Origin of the sequence: Chryseobacterium sp. OSA05B (assembly GCF_019970065.1) — a bacterium.
Lineage (GTDB): Bacteria > Bacteroidota > Bacteroidia > Flavobacteriales > Weeksellaceae > Chryseobacterium.
The window spans coordinates 259,318-277,383 of sequence record NZ_JAHXYH010000001.1 but is presented as its reverse complement, the minus strand read 5'-3'; the positions used below and the strand labels follow the sequence as shown (position 1 = coordinate 277,383).

Below are 18,066 nucleotides of genomic sequence, written 5' to 3'. Positions count from 1 at the left end.
AATAAAAATACAAATAGTGATATAATACGACATATTCTGTCGCAATGGAGGGTTAGATTTGTTTCAAGAATATGCAGTTATATTTTACCATCAGGTATCATAAAATTCACATTAAATCTCATGAAAGAGACTTGTGGATATGTTAAAAATTGTTAAATTTGCCGCGTTGTTTATAAAAACTAATATTAATTTAAACACAAATAGATGAAGAGATTCTATTCCTGTGCATTTACCTTATGCACGCTTCTGGGGCTTTCTGCCCAAGAAGTATTGTGGCAGAAAGACATCAACTCTTCTACACAGAATTTTCTAAGCCAGGTGACCACAACTATTGATCAGCAATATCTTATTTCGGGAAGCAGTATTCAAAGCAGTAAGCTTCAGGCTGAAGGCAGTAAGCAAAATAACGGTTACGATTTTCACTTAATTAAGCTTAATCAGCAGGGTAAATAGGTTTGGGAAAAATACTTCTCAGGACAGAATCATCATGATCTGTCAACTTTCGCAGCCACTGGGAAGTAAGATCTTTTAGGTGGAACAATAAAGGAAGATCGTCAAAGTAAAATTATTAAGAGATAAAAAATGAAAAAAAAATATAGGCTACTGTTAGCGTTTTTGTTGTTAAGAACATTCATTAATGCACAAGTAAATAATAATGGAATACAGGCTAAACAGCTGGTCCCTTTTCCTACAAGTGCTGAATCTTACAGCCTTTCGAAAGTTGAAAAAATACCGGTTGATTATTTCAGAGGTAAAGCAAATATTAATATTCCCATCTATACAATTAGTGTAGGTGGAATAAATATTCCGATTTCTTTGTCATATAATACAGGAGGTATTAAGCTTAACGAGGTTTCAAGTATTGTGGGACTCGGATGGTCTTTAAACATTCCGGGAACTATATCTCAGAATATGATGGGATTGGATGATTTATCTTCACAGTTCTTTTCTAAAAATATAGTTGATTACGAAGCTTATCATGGCTATTTTGACGAGCTTCCTATAAACAATCAAATGAGGGCTAATCTTGCAAGTTTATATGATAACAACTATGATACAAAAAAAGACATTTTGATTATAATTTGCCTACCGCATCCGGATCTTTTATTTTAAAGGAGAATAATAAAACTTTTTTGATTCCCAATGATGATGTAGTAATTACCAGAAATGGAAATAAGTTATATGTTAAAGATACGCAGGGTACGGAATATTGGGTATCCCCAAGAAATGGTGTAGAATCAGTATATATTGGAGGGAATTCTTTTCACAGATCTCTGTATAACTTAGACAGTTTAAAAATTAAGAATAGTATAGTCAGATTTTCTTATAATAATGGGAATAGCTATACCGAACGAAATATTAATCAGATTGCTAATTTCAAAATAACCCCTAATCTTAGTGAAAATTATGAACAGCTTGTTCGTCTTCCCAGGTATGAAAAAACAGAATCTATCACGAGTTTTTCTGAAGGTTTGATTAGTAAAATTCAGTTTGATAATGGTGAAGTAATTTTTTTATATTCTAATGATGCTAATGCTGCATTTCCTGATGGTTTAGCTTACAGAAAGGATTTAAACAATAATATGGGGATTGCTTTACGCAGAATCATAGTGACGAACCAGGATAAGGGATATAAGCTTTAATTACAGTTATTTTGAAAGTAATAGACCTAATAAAACATATGAAGATTACAGGCTTAAACTGAACAGTATATATGATCATCTGCAAAAAAATGATTATTCATTTGAATATAATGAAGATTTTAATTTACCTAAAAGAAGCAGTAGTAATGATGATTACTGGGGGTATATCAACAGTACCCATAATAATGAGGTTTCTAATATCCCCAATAATATCCCTGCGGAATATGGAATTCCCAATGAAGAAATGAATGCCGTTCCAAGAAGGGACCGCGAGCCAAATGAAATTTACGCGATCCTAGGAAGTTTAAAATCTATAAAATATCCTACAGGGGCAAAAAAGAATTTTTATTATGAACTTCCATATAACACGGAGAGGGAATTATCGGGATATGCTTCGGGGTATGTAGAAATAGGTCATATTGAAACAGATGAATCTGTGAATGATTTTTCTGAAACAAGATCATTTCCAATTACTGCAGCACATATGCAACAAATATCAAATTTGGGTATTGATGCAGTGCCTGAAAAACTTGAACTCAACTTTAGCCAAACGTGTGATAATGCCGATAATCAAGGAGATGGTCAAACGATAGAACCGGGAGATGAAACCATCTGTACAGGAACAGCTAAGCATGGGCAGAAAAACTTTGCGCATTGGCGACCACAAACAGTGGATTGGAATATTTCTACAGGCGCTCCTTTAGAGTTATCAATTTACAAAACAGGATCATGCAAATGTAGTATCAATGGAAGTATTAGGTATAAATATCCTACCTATACAGATAAAACTAAAAAATTTGCAGGTCTGCGCATTCGGAAGATTGAAGATGTGGATCAAAATAACGTTTCAAATGTTTACGAATATGCATATGGAAAATATGAGAATGGAACATTTATTCCTGATTTTAGAATGAATCAAACCTATAATTTTTCATCATTTATCAAGAGATATGTAAGACAGTTTACAGGAGATACAGGTGGTGGAAATTCCGGGGGTGTAGGAAATCCAGGAAATGGGCAACAGGTTCAGATAGGATCAACCTTTGAGAAATATTACCGTATACATAATTCCAGCCAGGCAAATAGCAGCTATGGAAGTTCAGATATCATTACATATCCTTCTGTGATAGAAAAAACAGGTAAAGGTAAGATCATTAGAGAGTTTGAAAATTATGATACATCAAATTACGTTTATAATAAGTGGAAAAGCGGAAATCTGAAAAGAGAGATTTATCTCAGCCAAAATAATGATACTTTGAGGGTTGTGAAGAATACCTACAGACTTAATACCCTGAAAAACAGTTTATCTGAATTTACAACCAACATTCCTGAAAAAATAGCCTTTTCTCAGATTTTAGTATTATAAAAGCAATGATAGAAGTTTTAGGGACGCCCGCAGATACTTATTTTGTTGAATATATTATGTCATTTGTTGAATCTGCAAAAGTGGAAAATAACACTACTGAAACGATAGAATACTTCAATGGGAAAAAGATGACTTCCCACACAAAGTATGACTATTATGATACGGATATTAACAAGCCTATAAATGTGAAAACCGTGTCTGTAAAATCTTCAGACAACACCGTCACAGAAACCTCTTATCAATATGCTCATGAAAAAGGCAACCAGCTGATGATTGATAAAAATATGTTAGCTATTCCTCTGGAAACTTCAACCACTCAAACTATGGGAAGTACTACAAAAACTTTATCAAAAACAGAAACGATTTATCCAAAAACAATAGCGGAGATAACTAACAACAGCTCTTCTCTTGTGCTGCCACTATCTGTGCTTTCTTATGATCTTCAGACTAATGTACCTTCCACAGAAGCTACCTACGATAAATATGATTCCAAGGGTAACATACAGCAATACACCACAAGAAGCGGAATTTCTACAACGGTGATCTGGGGCTACAACAAAAGCCAGCCTATTGCCAAAATCGAAGGAGCTAAACTTTCTGATATTGCTCAGTCATTAATTGACAATATTGTCAGTGCTTCAGATAATGATGCCCAACTGGGTACCGATGCTTCAGAGCAGTCTCTGGTTGCGGCTTTAGATTTGTTCAGAAATAATTCTGCATTATCGGGCTATCAGATCAGTACCTATACCTGCGATCCGTTAATTGGATTAAGAAGCATCACCCCGCCCTCCGGAATCAGAGAGCTTTACAAATACGATACGGCCAACAGACTTGAAAAAGTAATTGACGTGAATGGAAAAGTGCTGAAAGAATACCAATACAACTATAAAAACTAAACACAACCATGAAAAAGATAATTATTCCCATCGGGGCTTTGCTGATCGCTCATTCAGCTCATGCACAGCTTACCCAGGGAGAAAACTATGTGTATTCCAAATCTTATCTTGATTATAATACCAGCGGTCAGCCTACAAAAACGTCCGAAACCGTACAGTATATGGATGGTTTTGGAAGACCTAAACAGGTCGTTAATGTAAAAGCCTCGCCTTTAGGAAAAGATGTGGTTACTCATATAGAATACGACCAGTTCGGAAGATAGATCTATGATTTTCTACCCGTTCCTCAGACCGGAACAAAAAATGGAGGGATTGTCCCTTTATCATTAGCTAATGCTACCCAACCTGATATCTATGGCTCTGAGAAGATCTATTCAGAGAAAATACTGGAAAACTCTCCATTAGACAGGATTCTTCTTCAGACTCAGGTAGGAAATGCCTGGAATGATAAACCTGTAAAGTTTTATTATAATGCTAATGTAAACAATGAAGTATTTAAATATGTTCCTCACACAATTTGGGAAAACGGAGCGACAAAAACAACATTAACTCTTTCCGTCTACGAACCTAACCAACTGTACAAAAATACCGTTCTTGATGAAGATGGAAATAATACAACAGAGTTTAAAAACGGTCAGGGACAAACCGTTTTGGTGAGAAAAATGCTCAATGATACAGATTATGCAGACACCTACTATGTTTATAATGAATATAATCAGCTGGCTGTTGTTGTTCCGCCATTGGCTGTCAACAAAGCTATAACAGAGACTTCATTAAATGACCTGTGTTATCAGTACAGATATGACGGAAGAAGCAGATTGGTAGAAAAGAAACTTCCGGGCAAAGGCTGGGAATATATGGTGTATGATAAACAGGACAGACTGGTTGCTACTCAGGATGCTGAACTGCGAAAAAAAAGCCAATGGCTCTATACCAAATATGACCAGTTTTCAAGAGTTATCATGACAGGAATATGTCAAGCCATGGGAAACTCTCAGGTTATGGGAATATCTCGATTAGAAGAACAGAACTATGCAGATACGAAGGGAAGCAATAATGAAAGCAGAAGCTCTTCCATAGTAGTCAATTACAGCGGGATGGAAGTTTACTATTCTGTTGCTCAGGGCTATCCCCAGTACGATAAAGTGTATAACTTTTTAAGTCTTACCTATTACGATTCCTACCCACCTGGAGCACCAGTTGTTCCTTCACAGATACTTGGAGACACCATTTTGCAGGAAAATTCGCAAAGCTTCGGTATCAGTACAAAAGGTTTATCTACGGCTAGTTATGTGAAAAATACAGAAGCCAGCGATCATGGATGGACGAAGAACTACTCCTACTATGATACCAAAGGGCGACCGGTAGGCACTCATTCTATTAATCATCTCGGAGGGTATACCAAAACAGAATCTAAACTGGATTTTGCAGGGGTTGCACAGACCGTTATTACCAAACATAAAATGCTTGCCACAGATACGGAAAAAGTCATCACCGAAACCTTCACGTATGACCATCAAAACAGAATGCTTGTTCACAAGCACCAGGTAGATGGGAATCCTGAAGAGATTCTTGCTCAGAACAAATACAATGAGCTTTCCCAGCTTGAAAACAAAAAAGTAGGAGGAATTAGCATTGGATCACCGCTTCAAAGCATAGATTACAAATACAACATCAGAGGCTGGATGACCCAGATTAATGATCCTGCAGCATTGAATGGAAAATTATTTGGTTATGAATTGAAATACCAGAATCCCACTCTTTCACAGTATACGAGATTTAATGGAAATATTTCAGAAGTAGACTGGAAGACTGCCGGAATTGATGGTGCACTAAAAAGATATACCTATGCCTATGATCCACTGAACAGATTGAAGGCCGGGTATTATCAGGAACCCAATGCCACTGTCCCCAATAATAATTTCTTTAATGAAGAAATAGCCTATGACTTAAATGGAAATATCACAAATCTTCAGAGAAATACAAAAGGATCAGACAATACCCCACATTATATAGACAACATTGACTATACCTATTCCGGAAATCAGCTCATTTCTGTTAAGGACAATACTCAAAATTCTTCTGGCTATCCATATATTGTTACTCCATTTACAATTACTTATGATGATAACGGGAATATGATCCGTCACAGAGATAAAGGATTAGAATCAATTGAGTATAATTTTCTTAATCTCCCTAGTAAAATAATCGGAGCAACGGGTAAATTCCAGAAATTTTATAACTATCAATACAAATCAGATGGAAGTAAAATCTCAAAAACTTACATCCGGGGAATGGAGACTTGGACAACAGATTATTTAGATGGCTTCCAATACGGTTTTTATACAGGCCCAACTCCCTCTCTTCCAGGATCAGGGTTACAATTTGTTCCGACTTCAGAAGGCTATTTCAATTTTGAAAATAATAAGTATATTTACAATTATACTGATCATTTGGGGAATGTAAGAGTAAGCTATATGAAAGGAATATCAGGAGCTGAGCTCATTGAGGAGAATAATTATTATCCTTTTGGACTAAGACATGAAGATGGTAATAATATTCCTGGAAATTCTGCTTACAATTATAAGTACAACGGAAAGGAGTTGCAGGAGACAGGAATGTATGACTATGGAGCAAGAATGTATATGCCAGATATTGGGAGATGAGGTGTTGTGGATCCGTTGGCGGAGAAGATGACTCGTCATAGTCCTTATAACTATGCGTTTGATAATCCTGTAAGGTTCATCGACCCAGACGGAAGACAAGCAGATGATTGGCGAAACAAAAATGGGCAGTTAGTTTATGACCCCAAAGCTAACGATGGAAAAGGAGCGTATACAAAGTTTGCTACTGATAAAGACAAAGCATATGGAGATGGTTTGAAAAATTCAGGTAATACAGGTGCCACACAATTTGATCAATTAGTAACTTCAAAGTTACCAACTACTGTAAAATATAGTAAAGAAAACCACCCTTTTTCAATGGGAGAAACGCATCCAATTAAGAAAGATGGCAAACTTGTAGGTTTTGAGATTACGATATATGAGGGATCTAGTGAAGCTGCCTTTAAAAATCCAGACATACTTTTATATTCTGAAGAAGCAGATAATGTGAAGAAGGGAAATTTAAGTGCTTTTGATATATCAACTTCAACTTTTGGTCATGAGATTGCCCATGCAAATGAAAAAAACCACCAATTAATTAAGAAACAAGAAGAAACTGGTATTGTTGAACCTAAAAATAACAGCGAAACAACGCCAACAGTTATAGGAAAACAGATTCTTAAAGATTTGAGAGATAATAAAATTAAAAATAAATAATTATGAATAAGTACTTTATTATTGTCTTACTCTTTTTAGTTACTTGTTGTAAATCTCAAAATATTACCACGTTTTCTCAATTAGAAAACAATATTAGAGAAATACTTTTTCAAAAAGGTTATATATCACAAAATGCGTATTCTCAAAAAAAAGGTTTTACTATTTATGGAACTTATCAAAGAAAAGTTGATGAAAAAAAGTTACGAAATGGTATATATGATCTTTATTTAGGAAATCATAGTCCTCAATTCAAATTTATTTACGAACGAAATAAAATTATTTTTTTAGATATTTATTCTTTCAATAATTTTTTAGAATCAATGAGAACACAAATGATTTATTTATTTGAACAAAGATATTGTAGAGAAATTATTGTTGATTATGTAAAGAGATTGATTAGAACACATTACAGTTTTAATAGAAATCCAAGAGATCTGTTTAATAAAAATTGTGAATTTCCAGAAAAAAGAATACCAAGTACATTTTATTTAAATGAAATTAAGGGTAAAATTATTACTGAAATTTCGCAGAAAGAGGATTTAAAAGAAGGAAATTTGCAACTTGAAAAAATTGAAAACATTGCAGTTGGTAAGTTAAGTGTATATTTTGGTATTAATGAGAAAGAAAAATTGGAAGAAGGAATTTATAGTTATGTTAATATAAATTCTAGTGTTTCTAATAATAGTTATTTTATCCTAAATGGAAATGATATTAAGTTTTTGAAAATGGATTCAGATGAATCATTCATTAAATCAATTCAAGAAATAATTTTATTTGGAGAAGATAAAAATATATGTTCTGAAAAAACTATTTGGTATATCGAACAATTATTTTCAAATTATATGGAAGACTCTTGTCTTTCTAAATTTACAAAAGATTTGCCGTAAACAATTTTTAAATTTAATTATAACGGAAATGCCCCCGCTAGTGCGAGCGTCTCGCTCGTGTTCCAAACAAAACAAAACCACTGTAAAATTGCAGTGGTTTTTTATTTGAGGAAAACCGTTATATTTACTAATACAGACCACCTGGGAAATGCCAGAGTTAGTTTTGCCAAAAACAGCGCAGGAGCTTGAAGTAACAGATACCAACAATTATTACCCTTTTGGTCTCAATCATAAAGAAGGAATGCTAAGTAGTTCTAATTTTGGAGGGTATTACAGTTATAAGTACAACGGAAAGGAGTTGCAGGAGACAGGAATGTATGATTATTGAGCGAGGATGTATATGCCGGATTTAGGAAGATGGGGTGTTGTGGATCCGCTGGCGAAACAATATCGTAGGTTTTCACCTTTATAACTATACTGTGAATAACCCAATCAGATTTACTGATCCTGATGGAATGCAAATTGCTCCAGGCAGTCAGGAACAATGGGATAAGCATAAAAAAGATATACAGGATAAAAAATCTGAATTAGAAACTACAAAATCAGGACTAGCCCAAAAAGCTAAAGATGAGCGATGGAACTCGAAAAAATTGGTACGACAGGAGAATAGATTATCTGAAAGAATTTCGAGTTTAGGAGGATCATTAGACAATATGGGTGTATTTGAGCAAAGTGATAATGTATATGCATTAGAAAACTCCAATGGTGAAAATGGTAAAACTTATTATGACTCAAATACAGGAAATATATCTTAATTTTGATGGTAGCACAGGCGAGTTTGTGCATGAAATGACTCATGGTTATCAATTCGAAACATGTTCATTGGTATTATATAGTAGTGGTTATTCTGCTGGTGATCTTCATGATGAAGTAGGAGCTTATAAAGCACAATTTGCATATGATCCCGATAATCATAATTTTATAAAAACGAATGTATCTGCTTGGGATAGCAACCAAATTCAAAGTATGTCTGAAATAACAACTAGTTGGATTGGAAATATGAGAAGTGGGATATATAGCAATCATCCTAACACACCGGTTATCTTATCAACTTCAAGAGAAGCTTTACTAAAAATGTATCCAAAGGCTAATCTTCCTCAAAATTACTCTATTATGAAAGATTCAAATGTTGCAATTCCAAAAAGATTTTCAAAATGAAAAAGATAATTAGTCTATTAGTGACTGTACTTTTTGTAAGTTGTACATCACAAAACAGAATATCGCCTGAAAGCTTCAAAGGTAAATATATATATGTTGATAGCAAACAATTTCTAAAAATAGAAATACTTGACAACAATGCAATCACTATAGAGAAAAAAGTTGAAGCAAAAAGGGTTAAATGTATTGGTAGTTATAAAATCATTTCAAATAAAAAGATTAAAGTTAATTGTGTTGATGAAAGAGAGAAACTTCCCATGGATAGTATAGTTGATTTTATTTCGCTGAGATTTAACGTCAAAGAACCGATTTATTTTGAACCAAATATAATAAAATACAAAAATCTTGTATTGAAAAAAGAATGAAAGTCCTATTGGTGCAAGCTTCTCGCTTTTGTCCCAGATAAAACAAAACCACTGTAAAATTGCAGTGGTTGTTTATTATTTTGTTTAAACTGCCATATTTATCAGTACAAAGATCATTTGGGAAATGTGAGAATAAGTTTCGGTAGAAACAGCACAGGTGCTCTTGAAATCACAGATGCCAATGATTATTATCCTTTTGGGATGAATCACCTAAAGACAGGAATTGCTTTCTTTGGTCAGAATACGTATAAAAATTATAAGTATAATGGCAAGGAACTTCAAGAAACTGGAATGTATGATTATGGAGCGAGGTTCTATATGGCGGATCTGGGAAGATGGGGAGTGGTGGATCCGCTGGCGGAGAAAATGACAAGGCACAGTCCTTATAACTATGCTTTTAATAATCCTTTACGATTTATTGATCCAGATGGAATGGAGAATAAGGATATTCATCTTCTTGGAAATTTAGCAGATAAAGCTCTTGAGCAATTAAATGCAAATAGTAGCCTTGCTATGACAAAGGATTCGAATGGTAAATTAGATACTGCAAAGCTAAGTAAAAGTGGATATAATAAATTGTCAGAAACTGATAAGGTTTTATATGATGGAATAAAGAATACCAGTATTGATTCAAAAGTTTATGCTGAAAATAACAATGTAACATCAAGTGGAGGATTAATGCCAGGAGGTTCTTTTGGCGGCGCAGATTATGATTCAGCAACAAATACCAGCACAGGATTCCAATATACAAATCCGGAAGTATTAGGAAATGCCGAGAGCTTTACAGGAACTCAAAAAGGGACAGGAATAACTCATGAAGTTGTAGAAAATGTACTTATTACACAAGAGTCTTTAAATACAAAAACAGATGTTCTGATAAAAACAGCATTAAATCCTAGTCCAATATTTGACAAATTCCATGATCAGACAAGAGGTATGATGCCGTATGATAATTTAGTTATATCAGCAAGAACAAGATTTGAAACGGTTGGAACAACAACAAAAAAATATTATGAAGGTTTTGCCGGAAAAAAAGATATTAACGGGAAAATTCAGACACTACCTTTGTATAAAGTTTATTCGGATGATAAAAGATTAAAAAAATAATTTTATGAAAAATATAGTATTTTTATTTTTCTCTATTATATGCAGTTGCCAAACAAGCAATGTAATTGTTAGTTCAAAACCAATTCATATAAAAAGAAAAATAACCTCTTTCAAGGAAAACGAAGAAGTACGTATATTAATAGCGGATAATAATGATATTATTGAGGTATTTAAAGAAAATAGTACTAAGAAGTGTAAAAAAATAGAAATAGGAAAGACAAGATCTTTTAAAATAATTCCAGTAAGTGATTTAATACAACAAGGTATTAATTCACCTAATGAATACATTTTAAACGATTCAACTATTATAAAATATAATTATTATTACTCCGCAGAGAAAAAACAAAACATTTGTATAAAATAAGCTCTTGAAATTATGCCCATTGGCGAACGTGTCGCTTGTGTCCCAGATAAAAACAAAACCACTGTAAAATTGCAGTGGTTTTTTATTATTTCGTTTAAACTGCTATATTTATCAGTACAAAGATCATTTAGTAAATGTGAGAATAAGTTTCGGTAGAAACAGCACAGGTGCTCTTGAAATCACAGATGCCAATGATTATTATCCTTTTGGGATGAATCATCTGAAGACAGGAATTGCTTTCTTTGGACAGAATACGTATAAAAATTATAAGTTTCAGGAACAGGAACTTCAAGAGACTGGATTTTATAGTTTTAAATGGAGAAATTATATGCCAGATGTGGGAAGATTTTTTAATATTGATCCGCTTTCTGAAAAGTATTCTTATCAATCGCATTACAATTTTGCTGAAAATAGAGTTATAGATGGTAGAGAATTAGAAGGATTGGAATGGCAGGCAAGTAGAAACTTAGAAAACAAGACTGTCAACTTACATCTTACATATAAACCTGTAAATAATACAGTAGGAGTTCTTTCTAAAGATCAAATGGCAACATTAAATCAAGAGCGGAATGCACAAATTGTTTCTTCTTTTGGAGGGAAAGATTCTGATGGTAATCAGGTCAATATTACTTTTAGTGAAAGCAATAAAGCTACTATTATAAGAGATTATAATATTGGTTATGATACTAATAACGTGGATGATTTTAAAGGAAAAAGCCAAGCATTTATTGATAATAATGTAGCTTTAACTAATGGAATGGCTGATACTACTAATAATACACAAACCAATAGAACCCAAATTAATGTTTACACAACCCAAGGAATGCCTATGGATGCAAGTGGTAATTTACTCTTTGATAAAAGGGATAGTAAACAACTAGCTAAAACAGGGGCTCATGAAGACCTTCATACTGCTGGACAGAAACATGACAGTAAAGTCACTTTAGCCTCACCTCCAGATGATTTAATGCGTAAAGGAGGTCCTGGTACAAAAATCACTCCAGAACAAAGGACAGAGTCCATAAAACTAATAGAAAAACAACAACCAAAAACGAGATAATGAAAGCTTTTAATAGAATAATAATCTGCTTTTCGTTTGTTTTTATAAGCTGTTCTGCTGTAAAGACAACTGAAGAATATGGTAAAGAAATGGAAGTGGTTGATAATGTGCGTTCAAGAGTAATGATTAAGCATTTTAATGCAAGTGATAAAAATAAATCTTTTTTAACCTTTACATCGGGATTTGATAATCTTATAACCGTTAAAAATGATGATAGTATAGTTCTGAATGAAAAAAGTAAAACCATGCCTATGTTAGGGCTTACAAACTCTTGTGTAATTTTTAATAATAAAGAGGCAGAAATTATTATTGATAATAAGCATAAAATAAAATTAAACAAAGAACAGTTACCAAAATATAAATTTATATATATTGAAAAAGATAAAAATCATTATAAAATTGATTATACAAATGAAGCAAAGTCTTTTCTATAAAAAAAAACAATACATAATGTTTCCCCCTTGCTCTTGCACGATGGTATGGTGTGGAAGATAATAAAACCCCACCGCAATTGCGGTGGAGTTTTATTTAAACTGATATATTTATCTTAGTAATCTTAATACAACTTTCTCGCCAGGAGCAAATTCAGAAGGAAAGTCCCCGTCCAGTTACTGTTGTTTCCTCCGTTAGTCCCTATGAAATCAATACGGGCAACTGAAACTGTAAGTCTTGTTTTGCCTGAAACATTGGCAAGACTGACAAACGAAGCGGTAAAAACATCAGGAAAACTGGAATTGTTTCCCGCTGTTAAAATCGGATACATATTGGTCACATTGAACGCGGGGCCTTGGTATTCATAAACGATTGTCATTCGGCTGGTATTTGAATAGGCTGCCGTGTGAGCATAGGTTGTAGAGGCTTTGCTGATCACCCACCATGCATCTGATCCTGTTCCCGTATCATAAGAGGTTACCGTGTGGTTAGTCCAGTCATTAACTCCAGGACTACCATTCCCGTGAGGAGGAATAGAAAGCTGTACCCCATAAATGTCTACGTTACTGGGTTTTGGCAGAACGGTAAAGGACAAATCCCATGTTCCACCCGTTGTATTGCTGTTGTTCACCACTTCAGCGTAAGCGCCTGTAGGAATTACAAAAGAGGTAACCGGTGTATTGTCAATTCTCAGGGTATTACCACTTGAAGCCTGAAGTGTAATTCCGAAAGCAGAAATGTTCTTGATTTTATAAATCCTTCCCGTATAACTTGCTGTTCCCGTTCCGATGACAGGAAGGGTAAATGTAGCATTGGCCGCTCCATCATAGGTGATATAATGATCTGTGGCCGTAATATTGTAGGTTGTTGTAGTGATTTGTTTATAATCAGCACCCAGCGATCCTGCCACTGCCAGAGTACTGTTCGGAGTGGTCGTTCTAATACCAACCTGAGCGTTAACGAACAGTCCCCACAGAAGTAGGATCGAAATAAAATTCTTAGTTTTCATTTTGTTTAAATTTTCGCAAAAATATGAAAATAATCATAAAGTATTCATTTATAAATGATTATTTTTCTTTTTTAATATCTAAATCACTTGGTTGTGATTTTGTGTCAAAGTTTAAAATTAAAAACTCAGAACTTGAGATGGGATCCCAAAAAATACATTCATGAAGATCAGGTTGGCCGGTAGCAGTCAAAATGAAGTTAGCATTCAGTGAAATATGAAATGGCATAACATAAAACATCCAATATTTTTCCTTAAATTCGCATAAAAATTTTTAAAATAATGAACTACGATATCATTGTCATCGGAAGCGGTCCTGGAGGTTATGTTACTGCGATCAGAGCAGCACAATTAGGTTTCAAAACTGCAATTATCGAGAAAGAAAACTTAGGAGGTATCTGCCTGAACTGGGGATGTATTCCTACGAAAGCTTTACTGAAATCTGCGCAGGTTTTTCATTATATCAACCATGCTGAAGACTATGGTCTGAATAAAGTGGAAGCCAGTTTTGAATTTCCAAACGTGATTCAGAGAAGCCGTGGCGTAGCCAGTAAAATGAGCAAAGGAATTGAATTCCTGATGAAGAAGAACAAGATCGATGTGATTCTTGGGACAGCTACAGTTCAGAAAGGTAAAAAAGTTTCTGTGACAGATAAAGATGGTAAAATGACTGAATATGCAGCACAACACATCATTATTGCAACAGGAGCACGTTCAAGAGAACTACCAAACCTTCCTCAGGATGGTAAAAAAGTAATCGGATACAGACAGGCATTATCTCTTCCTGAGCAGCCGAAATCTATGATTGTTGTAGGTTCTGGAGCTATCGGGGTAGAATTTGCTGATTTCTATAATACAATGGGAACTAAAGTAACCGTTGTAGAATTTATGCCAAACATCGTTCCTGTAGAAGATGAAGAAATTTCTAAGCACTTGGAAAAATCTCTTAAAAAGACAGGAATCGAGATCATGACCAATGCATCAGTAGAAAGTGTTGACACCAGCGGTGAAGGCGTAAAAGCTACTGTAAAAACAGCGAACGGAACCATTACCCTTGAAGCTGATATTTTACTTTCTGCTGTAGGTATCGCTGCCAATATCGAAAATATCGGATTGGAAGAAGTGGGAATCCAGACAGATAAAGGAAGAGTTTTAGTGAACGAATGGTACGAAACTTCAGTGCCGGGTTACTACGCAATCGGTGATATCATTCCTACTCAGGCGTTGGCACACGTTGCTTCTGCTGAAGGAATCACTTGTGTAGAAAAAATCAAAGGAATGCACGTTGAGAAAATCGACTATGGCAATATCCCTGGATGTACATACTGTCACCCTGAAGTAGCTTCTGTAGGTCTTACAGAAAAGCAGGCTAAAGAAAAAGGATACGAAATCAAAGTAGGTAAATTCCCTCTTTCTGCAAGTGGTAAAGCTACTGCTAACGGAAATACAGACGGTTTTATCAAAGTTATTTTTGATGCTAAATACGGTGAATGGTTAGGATGCCATATGATCGGAGAAGGCGTTACAGATATGGTGGCAGAAGCAGTGGTTGCCAGAAAACTGGAAACTACAGGTCATGAGATCATTAAATCGATCCACCCGCACCCAACGGTTTCTGAAGCGATTATGGAAGCAGCAGCAGCAGCTTACGGTGAAGTGATCCACATCTAATTCATACATAACTAATAACGTATTCAAAGATGTTTAAAAAACTTGCCGCAGAAGCATTAGGTCTTGGTGATATCGGAAAAATTATCCCGTCTCAGGATTATGACAAAGTAGACTCGGACGATTATATTTTATCGGAAGATAATGAAAGGATCTTTTTCTTAATCAAATCTAAAAGAGATGAATACTGCTTTACCAACAGAGCATTAATTCATATCGACGGAGCCAGTGCTCTGGACAAAAAGAGGATTTTAAGGAGATACGAATATTATCAGTTTCCTTTTTCAAATATAGCGCTGCAGACTGCAGGAACCATTGATCTTGATGTGGAAATTTCATTCCATACCGGAAATGTTCCCTTGATGATCAGTGTAAGCAAAGGTCAGATCGATCAGTTAAAAGATCTTTACAAAGCTCTTTTGGCGATTCAGCAGGAAGTACACCACAATCAGTCGATTTTAGGGTTCTCTGTAGACAGCCTTCAGAAAGCGATTACAACAGTCGCTGCCGGAAAGCAGGAAAATGTATCCAAAAGCCAGGAATTGCAATATGTGAATGAATATGTTTTCAACTGGTCTAAGAGCAGCTATGAGAAATACAATCAGAAAGATTTCTCGGCCATCTTTGAAAAATATATCAATAATTAAGAAGATCTTATATCTTAATATACCGACCACAGGCATTTTGTCTGTGGTTTTTTTGTAAATTCAGGGAAAATTAAAAAAATGAAGAACAACTATATCATTCTTGCTCTGTCATTGGCCGGACTCCTGTCTGCACAGACGAAAAATGAATTTATAAGTCCCAACGAAAACCTTATTGCCGAGAATATTCTGCCGATTCCTAAAAATCTGAATCAGGCGATTAAAAAATATTCCGAAAGCAGAAATGCAGGGATTGCAAGCGTTCATCCTAACGGAAAAGAAATTATTGCCGTGACCCGTTTTGCGTCTACCAATCAGCTTCATAAAATCACGGTACCGATGGGAGACAGAAAACAGATCACATTCTTTGATGAACCGGTGAATACAGCATCCTACGAGCCTGTAAAAGGGGAGTATCTGATCTATACGAAAGATACGGGAGGAAATGAATTTGGACAACTTTTTAAGCTTGATCTTAAAACCCTGGAGTCCAAACTGCTTACCGATGGCGGAAGATCCCAGAACGGCGGGATGAAGTGGAAAAAAGACGGTTCAGGATTCTACTTCTCATCTACGAAAAGAAATGGTGGCGACAGGGATATTTATTATATGAACCCTTTAAAGCCTGAAGACACACAGCTTGTTCTTGAATTAAAAGGCGGCGGCTGGGGAATCTCCGATCTGTCTGAAGACGGTAAAAAGCTTTTGATCGGAGAATATGTTTCTGCCAACGACTCTTACCTGTATATCTATGATCTGGAAACCAAAAAGCTGGAGCCTGTTACCGACCGAAAAGAAAAAGGAGTAGCGCAGGGCGGCGCATCTTTCAGTAAAAATCCGGATGAAATTTTCTATGTGACAGACCGGAATAATGAATTCAGCAGACTGGCTGTTTTAAATTTAAAAACGAAAAAGACCGAATATCTGACGTCATCCATCCCTTGGAACGTTGAGGATTATGATTTATCTGAAGATCAGTCAAAAATGGCCTTTGTAACGAATGAAAGCGGAATCAATAAATTGTATATTCTTGATACGGCAACCAAAAAATATGCACCGGTGAGCCAGATTCCGGCTGGATTAATTGGTGGTGTGAAGTTTTCGAATGACGGAAAATCGCTTTATTTCTCAAGATCTGCGGCTAATTCCGGTTCGGATGTATATAAAATGGATATGGCCAGCCAGAATATTGAAAGATGGACAGAAAGCGAGCAGGGTGAAATGCAGCCTGCAGATATGTCTGTTCCGAAGCTGATCGGATGGAAGAGTTTTGACAATATGAAAATCTCCGGGTTCTACTATCCTGCGGCATCAAAATTTACAGGGAAGAGGCCTGTGATCATTAACATCCACGGGGGGCCGGAAGGACAGTCGATGGCGTCATCCATAGGTTCTTCAAACTATTTCACTAATGAAATGGGCATTGCCATGATTTATCCTAATGTAAGAGGATCTTCAGGCTTCGGGAAAACCTTCATTGCAGCGGATAACTGGGATCTGAGAATGAATTCCGTAAAAGATATCGGAAGCCTTCTCGACTGGATCGCGAAACAGCCCGAACTGGACAAAGACAGAATTATGATCATGGGTGGAAGCTACGGTGGTTTTATGACCCTGGCTACCGCTTACGAATATGCCGATAAAATCAGATGTTCTGTAGATATTGTAGGAATCTCCGATTTTAATACCTTCCTTAAAAACACGGAAGAATACAGAAGAGATCTGAGAAGGGTAGAGTACGGTGATGAAAGAATCCCTAAAATGGCTGAATTCTTTACTAAAATTGCTCCTTTGAACAATATTGACAAGATCAAGAAACCGATGTTTATCATTCAGGGAACCAATGATCCTAGAGTTCCGGTGACGGAGGCTGTTCAGATGAGAGACAAGCTAAAAGCCCAGGGTAAAACGGTATGGTATCTTGAAGCTAAAAATGAAGGCCACGGATTCAGAAAAAAAGAAAATGTAGATTTCCAGCGACTTGCGGTGATCCGTTTTATGCAGGAATATCTGTTGAAGTAAATCAATTGGGTAAGAAGTGTGAAGAGGGAAGAGGGAAGTTATTGAACGTCTAAAACATAACTTGAATTGAGTTTTGTCAATTTTTTAAGATTGTTTTATTGAATTTTATAGAAAGGTTTAAAATG

General features: G+C 35.4%; 21 protein-coding genes. 20 read left to right on the top strand and 1 reads right to left on the bottom strand.

Annotated elements, in window-relative coordinates:
• The first annotated feature begins 204 nt into the window (after positions 1-204).
• From LC419_RS01220 to LC419_RS01145, 17 genes are all read left to right on the top strand, one after another.
• Positions 205-453, top strand: coding sequence for a hypothetical protein (locus LC419_RS01220; protein ID WP_223605631.1), 249 nt, complete (start codon positions 205-207; stop codon positions 451-453).
• Between the two features lie 129 nt (positions 454-582).
• On the top strand, positions 583-1,113 hold the full coding sequence (locus LC419_RS01215) for a hypothetical protein (protein ID WP_223605630.1): 531 nt from the start codon (positions 583-585) through the stop codon (positions 1,111-1,113).
• A 20-nt stretch (positions 1,114-1,133) separates the two neighbouring features.
• Positions 1,134-1,643 (top strand): hypothetical protein, encoded by a 510-nt coding sequence (locus tag LC419_RS01210; protein WP_223605629.1) that lies wholly within the window; start codon positions 1,134-1,136, stop codon positions 1,641-1,643.
• A gap of 436 nt (positions 1,644-2,079) precedes the next feature.
• Complete coding sequence (locus tag LC419_RS01205; protein ID WP_223605628.1) at positions 2,080-3,009, top strand: hypothetical protein; 930 nt, start codon at positions 2,080-2,082, stop codon at positions 3,007-3,009.
• Between the two features lie 5 nt (positions 3,010-3,014).
• Positions 3,015-3,908 carry a hypothetical protein gene (locus LC419_RS01200; RefSeq protein WP_223605627.1) on the top strand — a complete coding sequence of 298 codons (894 nt, stop codon included), beginning with the start codon at positions 3,015-3,017 and terminating at the stop codon, positions 3,906-3,908.
• Positions 3,909-3,916: 8 nt separating this feature from the next.
• The gene (locus LC419_RS01195) at positions 3,917-4,171 is read left to right on the top strand and encodes a DUF6443 domain-containing protein (protein ID WP_223605626.1); all 255 of its coding nucleotides are present in this window, start codon (positions 3,917-3,919) and stop codon (positions 4,169-4,171) included.
• 399 nt (positions 4,172-4,570) lie between these two features.
• Positions 4,571-6,574, top strand: coding sequence for an RHS repeat domain-containing protein (locus LC419_RS01190; protein WP_223605625.1), 2,004 nt, complete (start codon positions 4,571-4,573; stop codon positions 6,572-6,574).
• A 6-nt stretch (positions 6,575-6,580) separates the two neighbouring features.
• Entirely contained in the window at positions 6,581-7,228 is a 648-nt protein-coding gene (locus LC419_RS01185) for a hypothetical protein (RefSeq protein ID WP_223605624.1), read from the top strand.
• A 2-nt stretch (positions 7,229-7,230) separates the two neighbouring features.
• On the top strand, positions 7,231-8,115 hold the full coding sequence (locus LC419_RS01180) for a hypothetical protein (protein WP_223605623.1): 885 nt from the start codon (positions 7,231-7,233) through the stop codon (positions 8,113-8,115).
• A 148-nt stretch (positions 8,116-8,263) separates the two neighbouring features.
• Positions 8,264-8,443, top strand: coding sequence for a hypothetical protein (locus LC419_RS24200; RefSeq protein ID WP_306666569.1), 180 nt, complete (start codon positions 8,264-8,266; stop codon positions 8,441-8,443).
• A 91-nt stretch (positions 8,444-8,534) separates the two neighbouring features.
• Positions 8,535-8,870: a hypothetical protein gene (locus tag LC419_RS24195; protein WP_306666568.1), complete on the top strand. Its 336-nt coding sequence runs from the start codon at positions 8,535-8,537 to the stop codon at positions 8,868-8,870.
• Positions 8,842-9,273 carry a hypothetical protein gene (locus LC419_RS01170; RefSeq protein ID WP_223605622.1) on the top strand — a complete coding sequence of 144 codons (432 nt, stop codon included), beginning with the start codon at positions 8,842-8,844 and terminating at the stop codon, positions 9,271-9,273. Before LC419_RS24195 ends, LC419_RS01170 begins: the two co-directional genes overlap by 29 nt.
• Positions 9,270-9,638 (top strand): hypothetical protein, encoded by a 369-nt coding sequence (locus tag LC419_RS01165; RefSeq protein WP_223605621.1) that lies wholly within the window; start codon positions 9,270-9,272, stop codon positions 9,636-9,638. The genes LC419_RS01170 and LC419_RS01165 overlap by 4 nt, the downstream gene beginning before the upstream one ends.
• A gap of 126 nt (positions 9,639-9,764) precedes the next feature.
• Positions 9,765-10,745 carry an RHS repeat-associated core domain-containing protein gene (locus LC419_RS24190; RefSeq protein ID WP_368734492.1) on the top strand — a complete coding sequence of 327 codons (981 nt, stop codon included), beginning with the start codon at positions 9,765-9,767 and terminating at the stop codon, positions 10,743-10,745.
• A gap of 4 nt (positions 10,746-10,749) precedes the next feature.
• Positions 10,750-11,109, top strand: a complete 360-nt coding sequence (locus LC419_RS01155) for a hypothetical protein (RefSeq protein WP_223605620.1) — start codon at positions 10,750-10,752, stop codon at positions 11,107-11,109.
• A 136-nt stretch (positions 11,110-11,245) separates the two neighbouring features.
• Positions 11,246-12,169, top strand: coding sequence for an RHS repeat-associated core domain-containing protein (locus LC419_RS01150; RefSeq protein ID WP_223605619.1), 924 nt, complete (start codon positions 11,246-11,248; stop codon positions 12,167-12,169).
• The gene (locus LC419_RS01145; RefSeq protein ID WP_223605618.1) at positions 12,169-12,603 is read left to right on the top strand and encodes a hypothetical protein; all 435 of its coding nucleotides are present in this window, start codon (positions 12,169-12,171) and stop codon (positions 12,601-12,603) included. Before LC419_RS01150 ends, LC419_RS01145 begins: the two co-directional genes overlap by 1 nt.
• A gap of 122 nt (positions 12,604-12,725) precedes the next feature.
• Here LC419_RS01145 and LC419_RS01140 read toward each other — a convergent pair whose 3' ends face one another.
• Positions 12,726-13,610: a hypothetical protein gene (locus LC419_RS01140; RefSeq protein WP_223605617.1), complete on the bottom strand. Its 885-nt coding sequence runs from the start codon at positions 13,608-13,610 to the stop codon at positions 12,726-12,728.
• Between the two features lie 279 nt (positions 13,611-13,889).
• Between LC419_RS01140 and lpdA the strand changes: the two genes are divergently transcribed.
• From lpdA to LC419_RS01125, 3 genes are all read left to right on the top strand, one after another.
• Positions 13,890-15,278, top strand: coding sequence for a dihydrolipoyl dehydrogenase (gene lpdA, locus LC419_RS01135; protein ID WP_223605616.1), 1,389 nt, complete (start codon positions 13,890-13,892; stop codon positions 15,276-15,278).
• Positions 15,279-15,307: 29 nt separating this feature from the next.
• A complete protein-coding gene (locus LC419_RS01130) occupies positions 15,308-15,922 on the top strand; it encodes a PH domain-containing protein (protein ID WP_223605615.1) in 615 nt (204 codons plus the stop codon).
• 78 nt (positions 15,923-16,000) lie between these two features.
• Positions 16,001-17,941 carry a prolyl oligopeptidase family serine peptidase gene (locus tag LC419_RS01125; protein ID WP_223605614.1) on the top strand — a complete coding sequence of 647 codons (1,941 nt, stop codon included), beginning with the start codon at positions 16,001-16,003 and terminating at the stop codon, positions 17,939-17,941.
• Positions 17,942-18,066 lie beyond the last annotated feature (125 nt).

Coding starts and splice junctions, on each gene's coding strand:
- LC419_RS01140 (WP_223605617.1), bottom strand. CDS start 13,610: ATGAAAACTAAGAATTTTATTTCGATCCTACTTCTGTGGGGACTGTTC.
- lpdA (WP_223605616.1), top strand. CDS start 13,890: ATGAACTACGATATCATTGTCATCGGAAGCGGTCCTGGAGGTTATGTT.
- LC419_RS01145 (WP_223605618.1), top strand. CDS start 12,169: ATGAAAGCTTTTAATAGAATAATAATCTGCTTTTCGTTTGTTTTTATA.
- LC419_RS01190 (WP_223605625.1), top strand. CDS start 4,571: ATGCTCAATGATACAGATTATGCAGACACCTACTATGTTTATAATGAA.
- LC419_RS01220 (WP_223605631.1), top strand. CDS start 205: ATGAAGAGATTCTATTCCTGTGCATTTACCTTATGCACGCTTCTGGGG.
- LC419_RS01170 (WP_223605622.1), top strand. CDS start 8,842: ATGACTCAAATACAGGAAATATATCTTAATTTTGATGGTAGCACAGGC.
- LC419_RS01180 (WP_223605623.1), top strand. CDS start 7,231: ATGAATAAGTACTTTATTATTGTCTTACTCTTTTTAGTTACTTGTTGT.
- LC419_RS01215 (WP_223605630.1), top strand. CDS start 583: ATGAAAAAAAAATATAGGCTACTGTTAGCGTTTTTGTTGTTAAGAACA.
- LC419_RS01200 (WP_223605627.1), top strand. CDS start 3,015: ATGATAGAAGTTTTAGGGACGCCCGCAGATACTTATTTTGTTGAATAT.
- LC419_RS01195 (WP_223605626.1), top strand. CDS start 3,917: ATGAAAAAGATAATTATTCCCATCGGGGCTTTGCTGATCGCTCATTCA.
- LC419_RS01130 (WP_223605615.1), top strand. CDS start 15,308: ATGTTTAAAAAACTTGCCGCAGAAGCATTAGGTCTTGGTGATATCGGA.
- LC419_RS01155 (WP_223605620.1), top strand. CDS start 10,750: ATGAAAAATATAGTATTTTTATTTTTCTCTATTATATGCAGTTGCCAA.
- LC419_RS01165 (WP_223605621.1), top strand. CDS start 9,270: ATGAAAAAGATAATTAGTCTATTAGTGACTGTACTTTTTGTAAGTTGT.
- LC419_RS01125 (WP_223605614.1), top strand. CDS start 16,001: ATGAAGAACAACTATATCATTCTTGCTCTGTCATTGGCCGGACTCCTG.
- LC419_RS24200 (WP_306666569.1), top strand. CDS start 8,264: ATGCCAGAGTTAGTTTTGCCAAAAACAGCGCAGGAGCTTGAAGTAACA.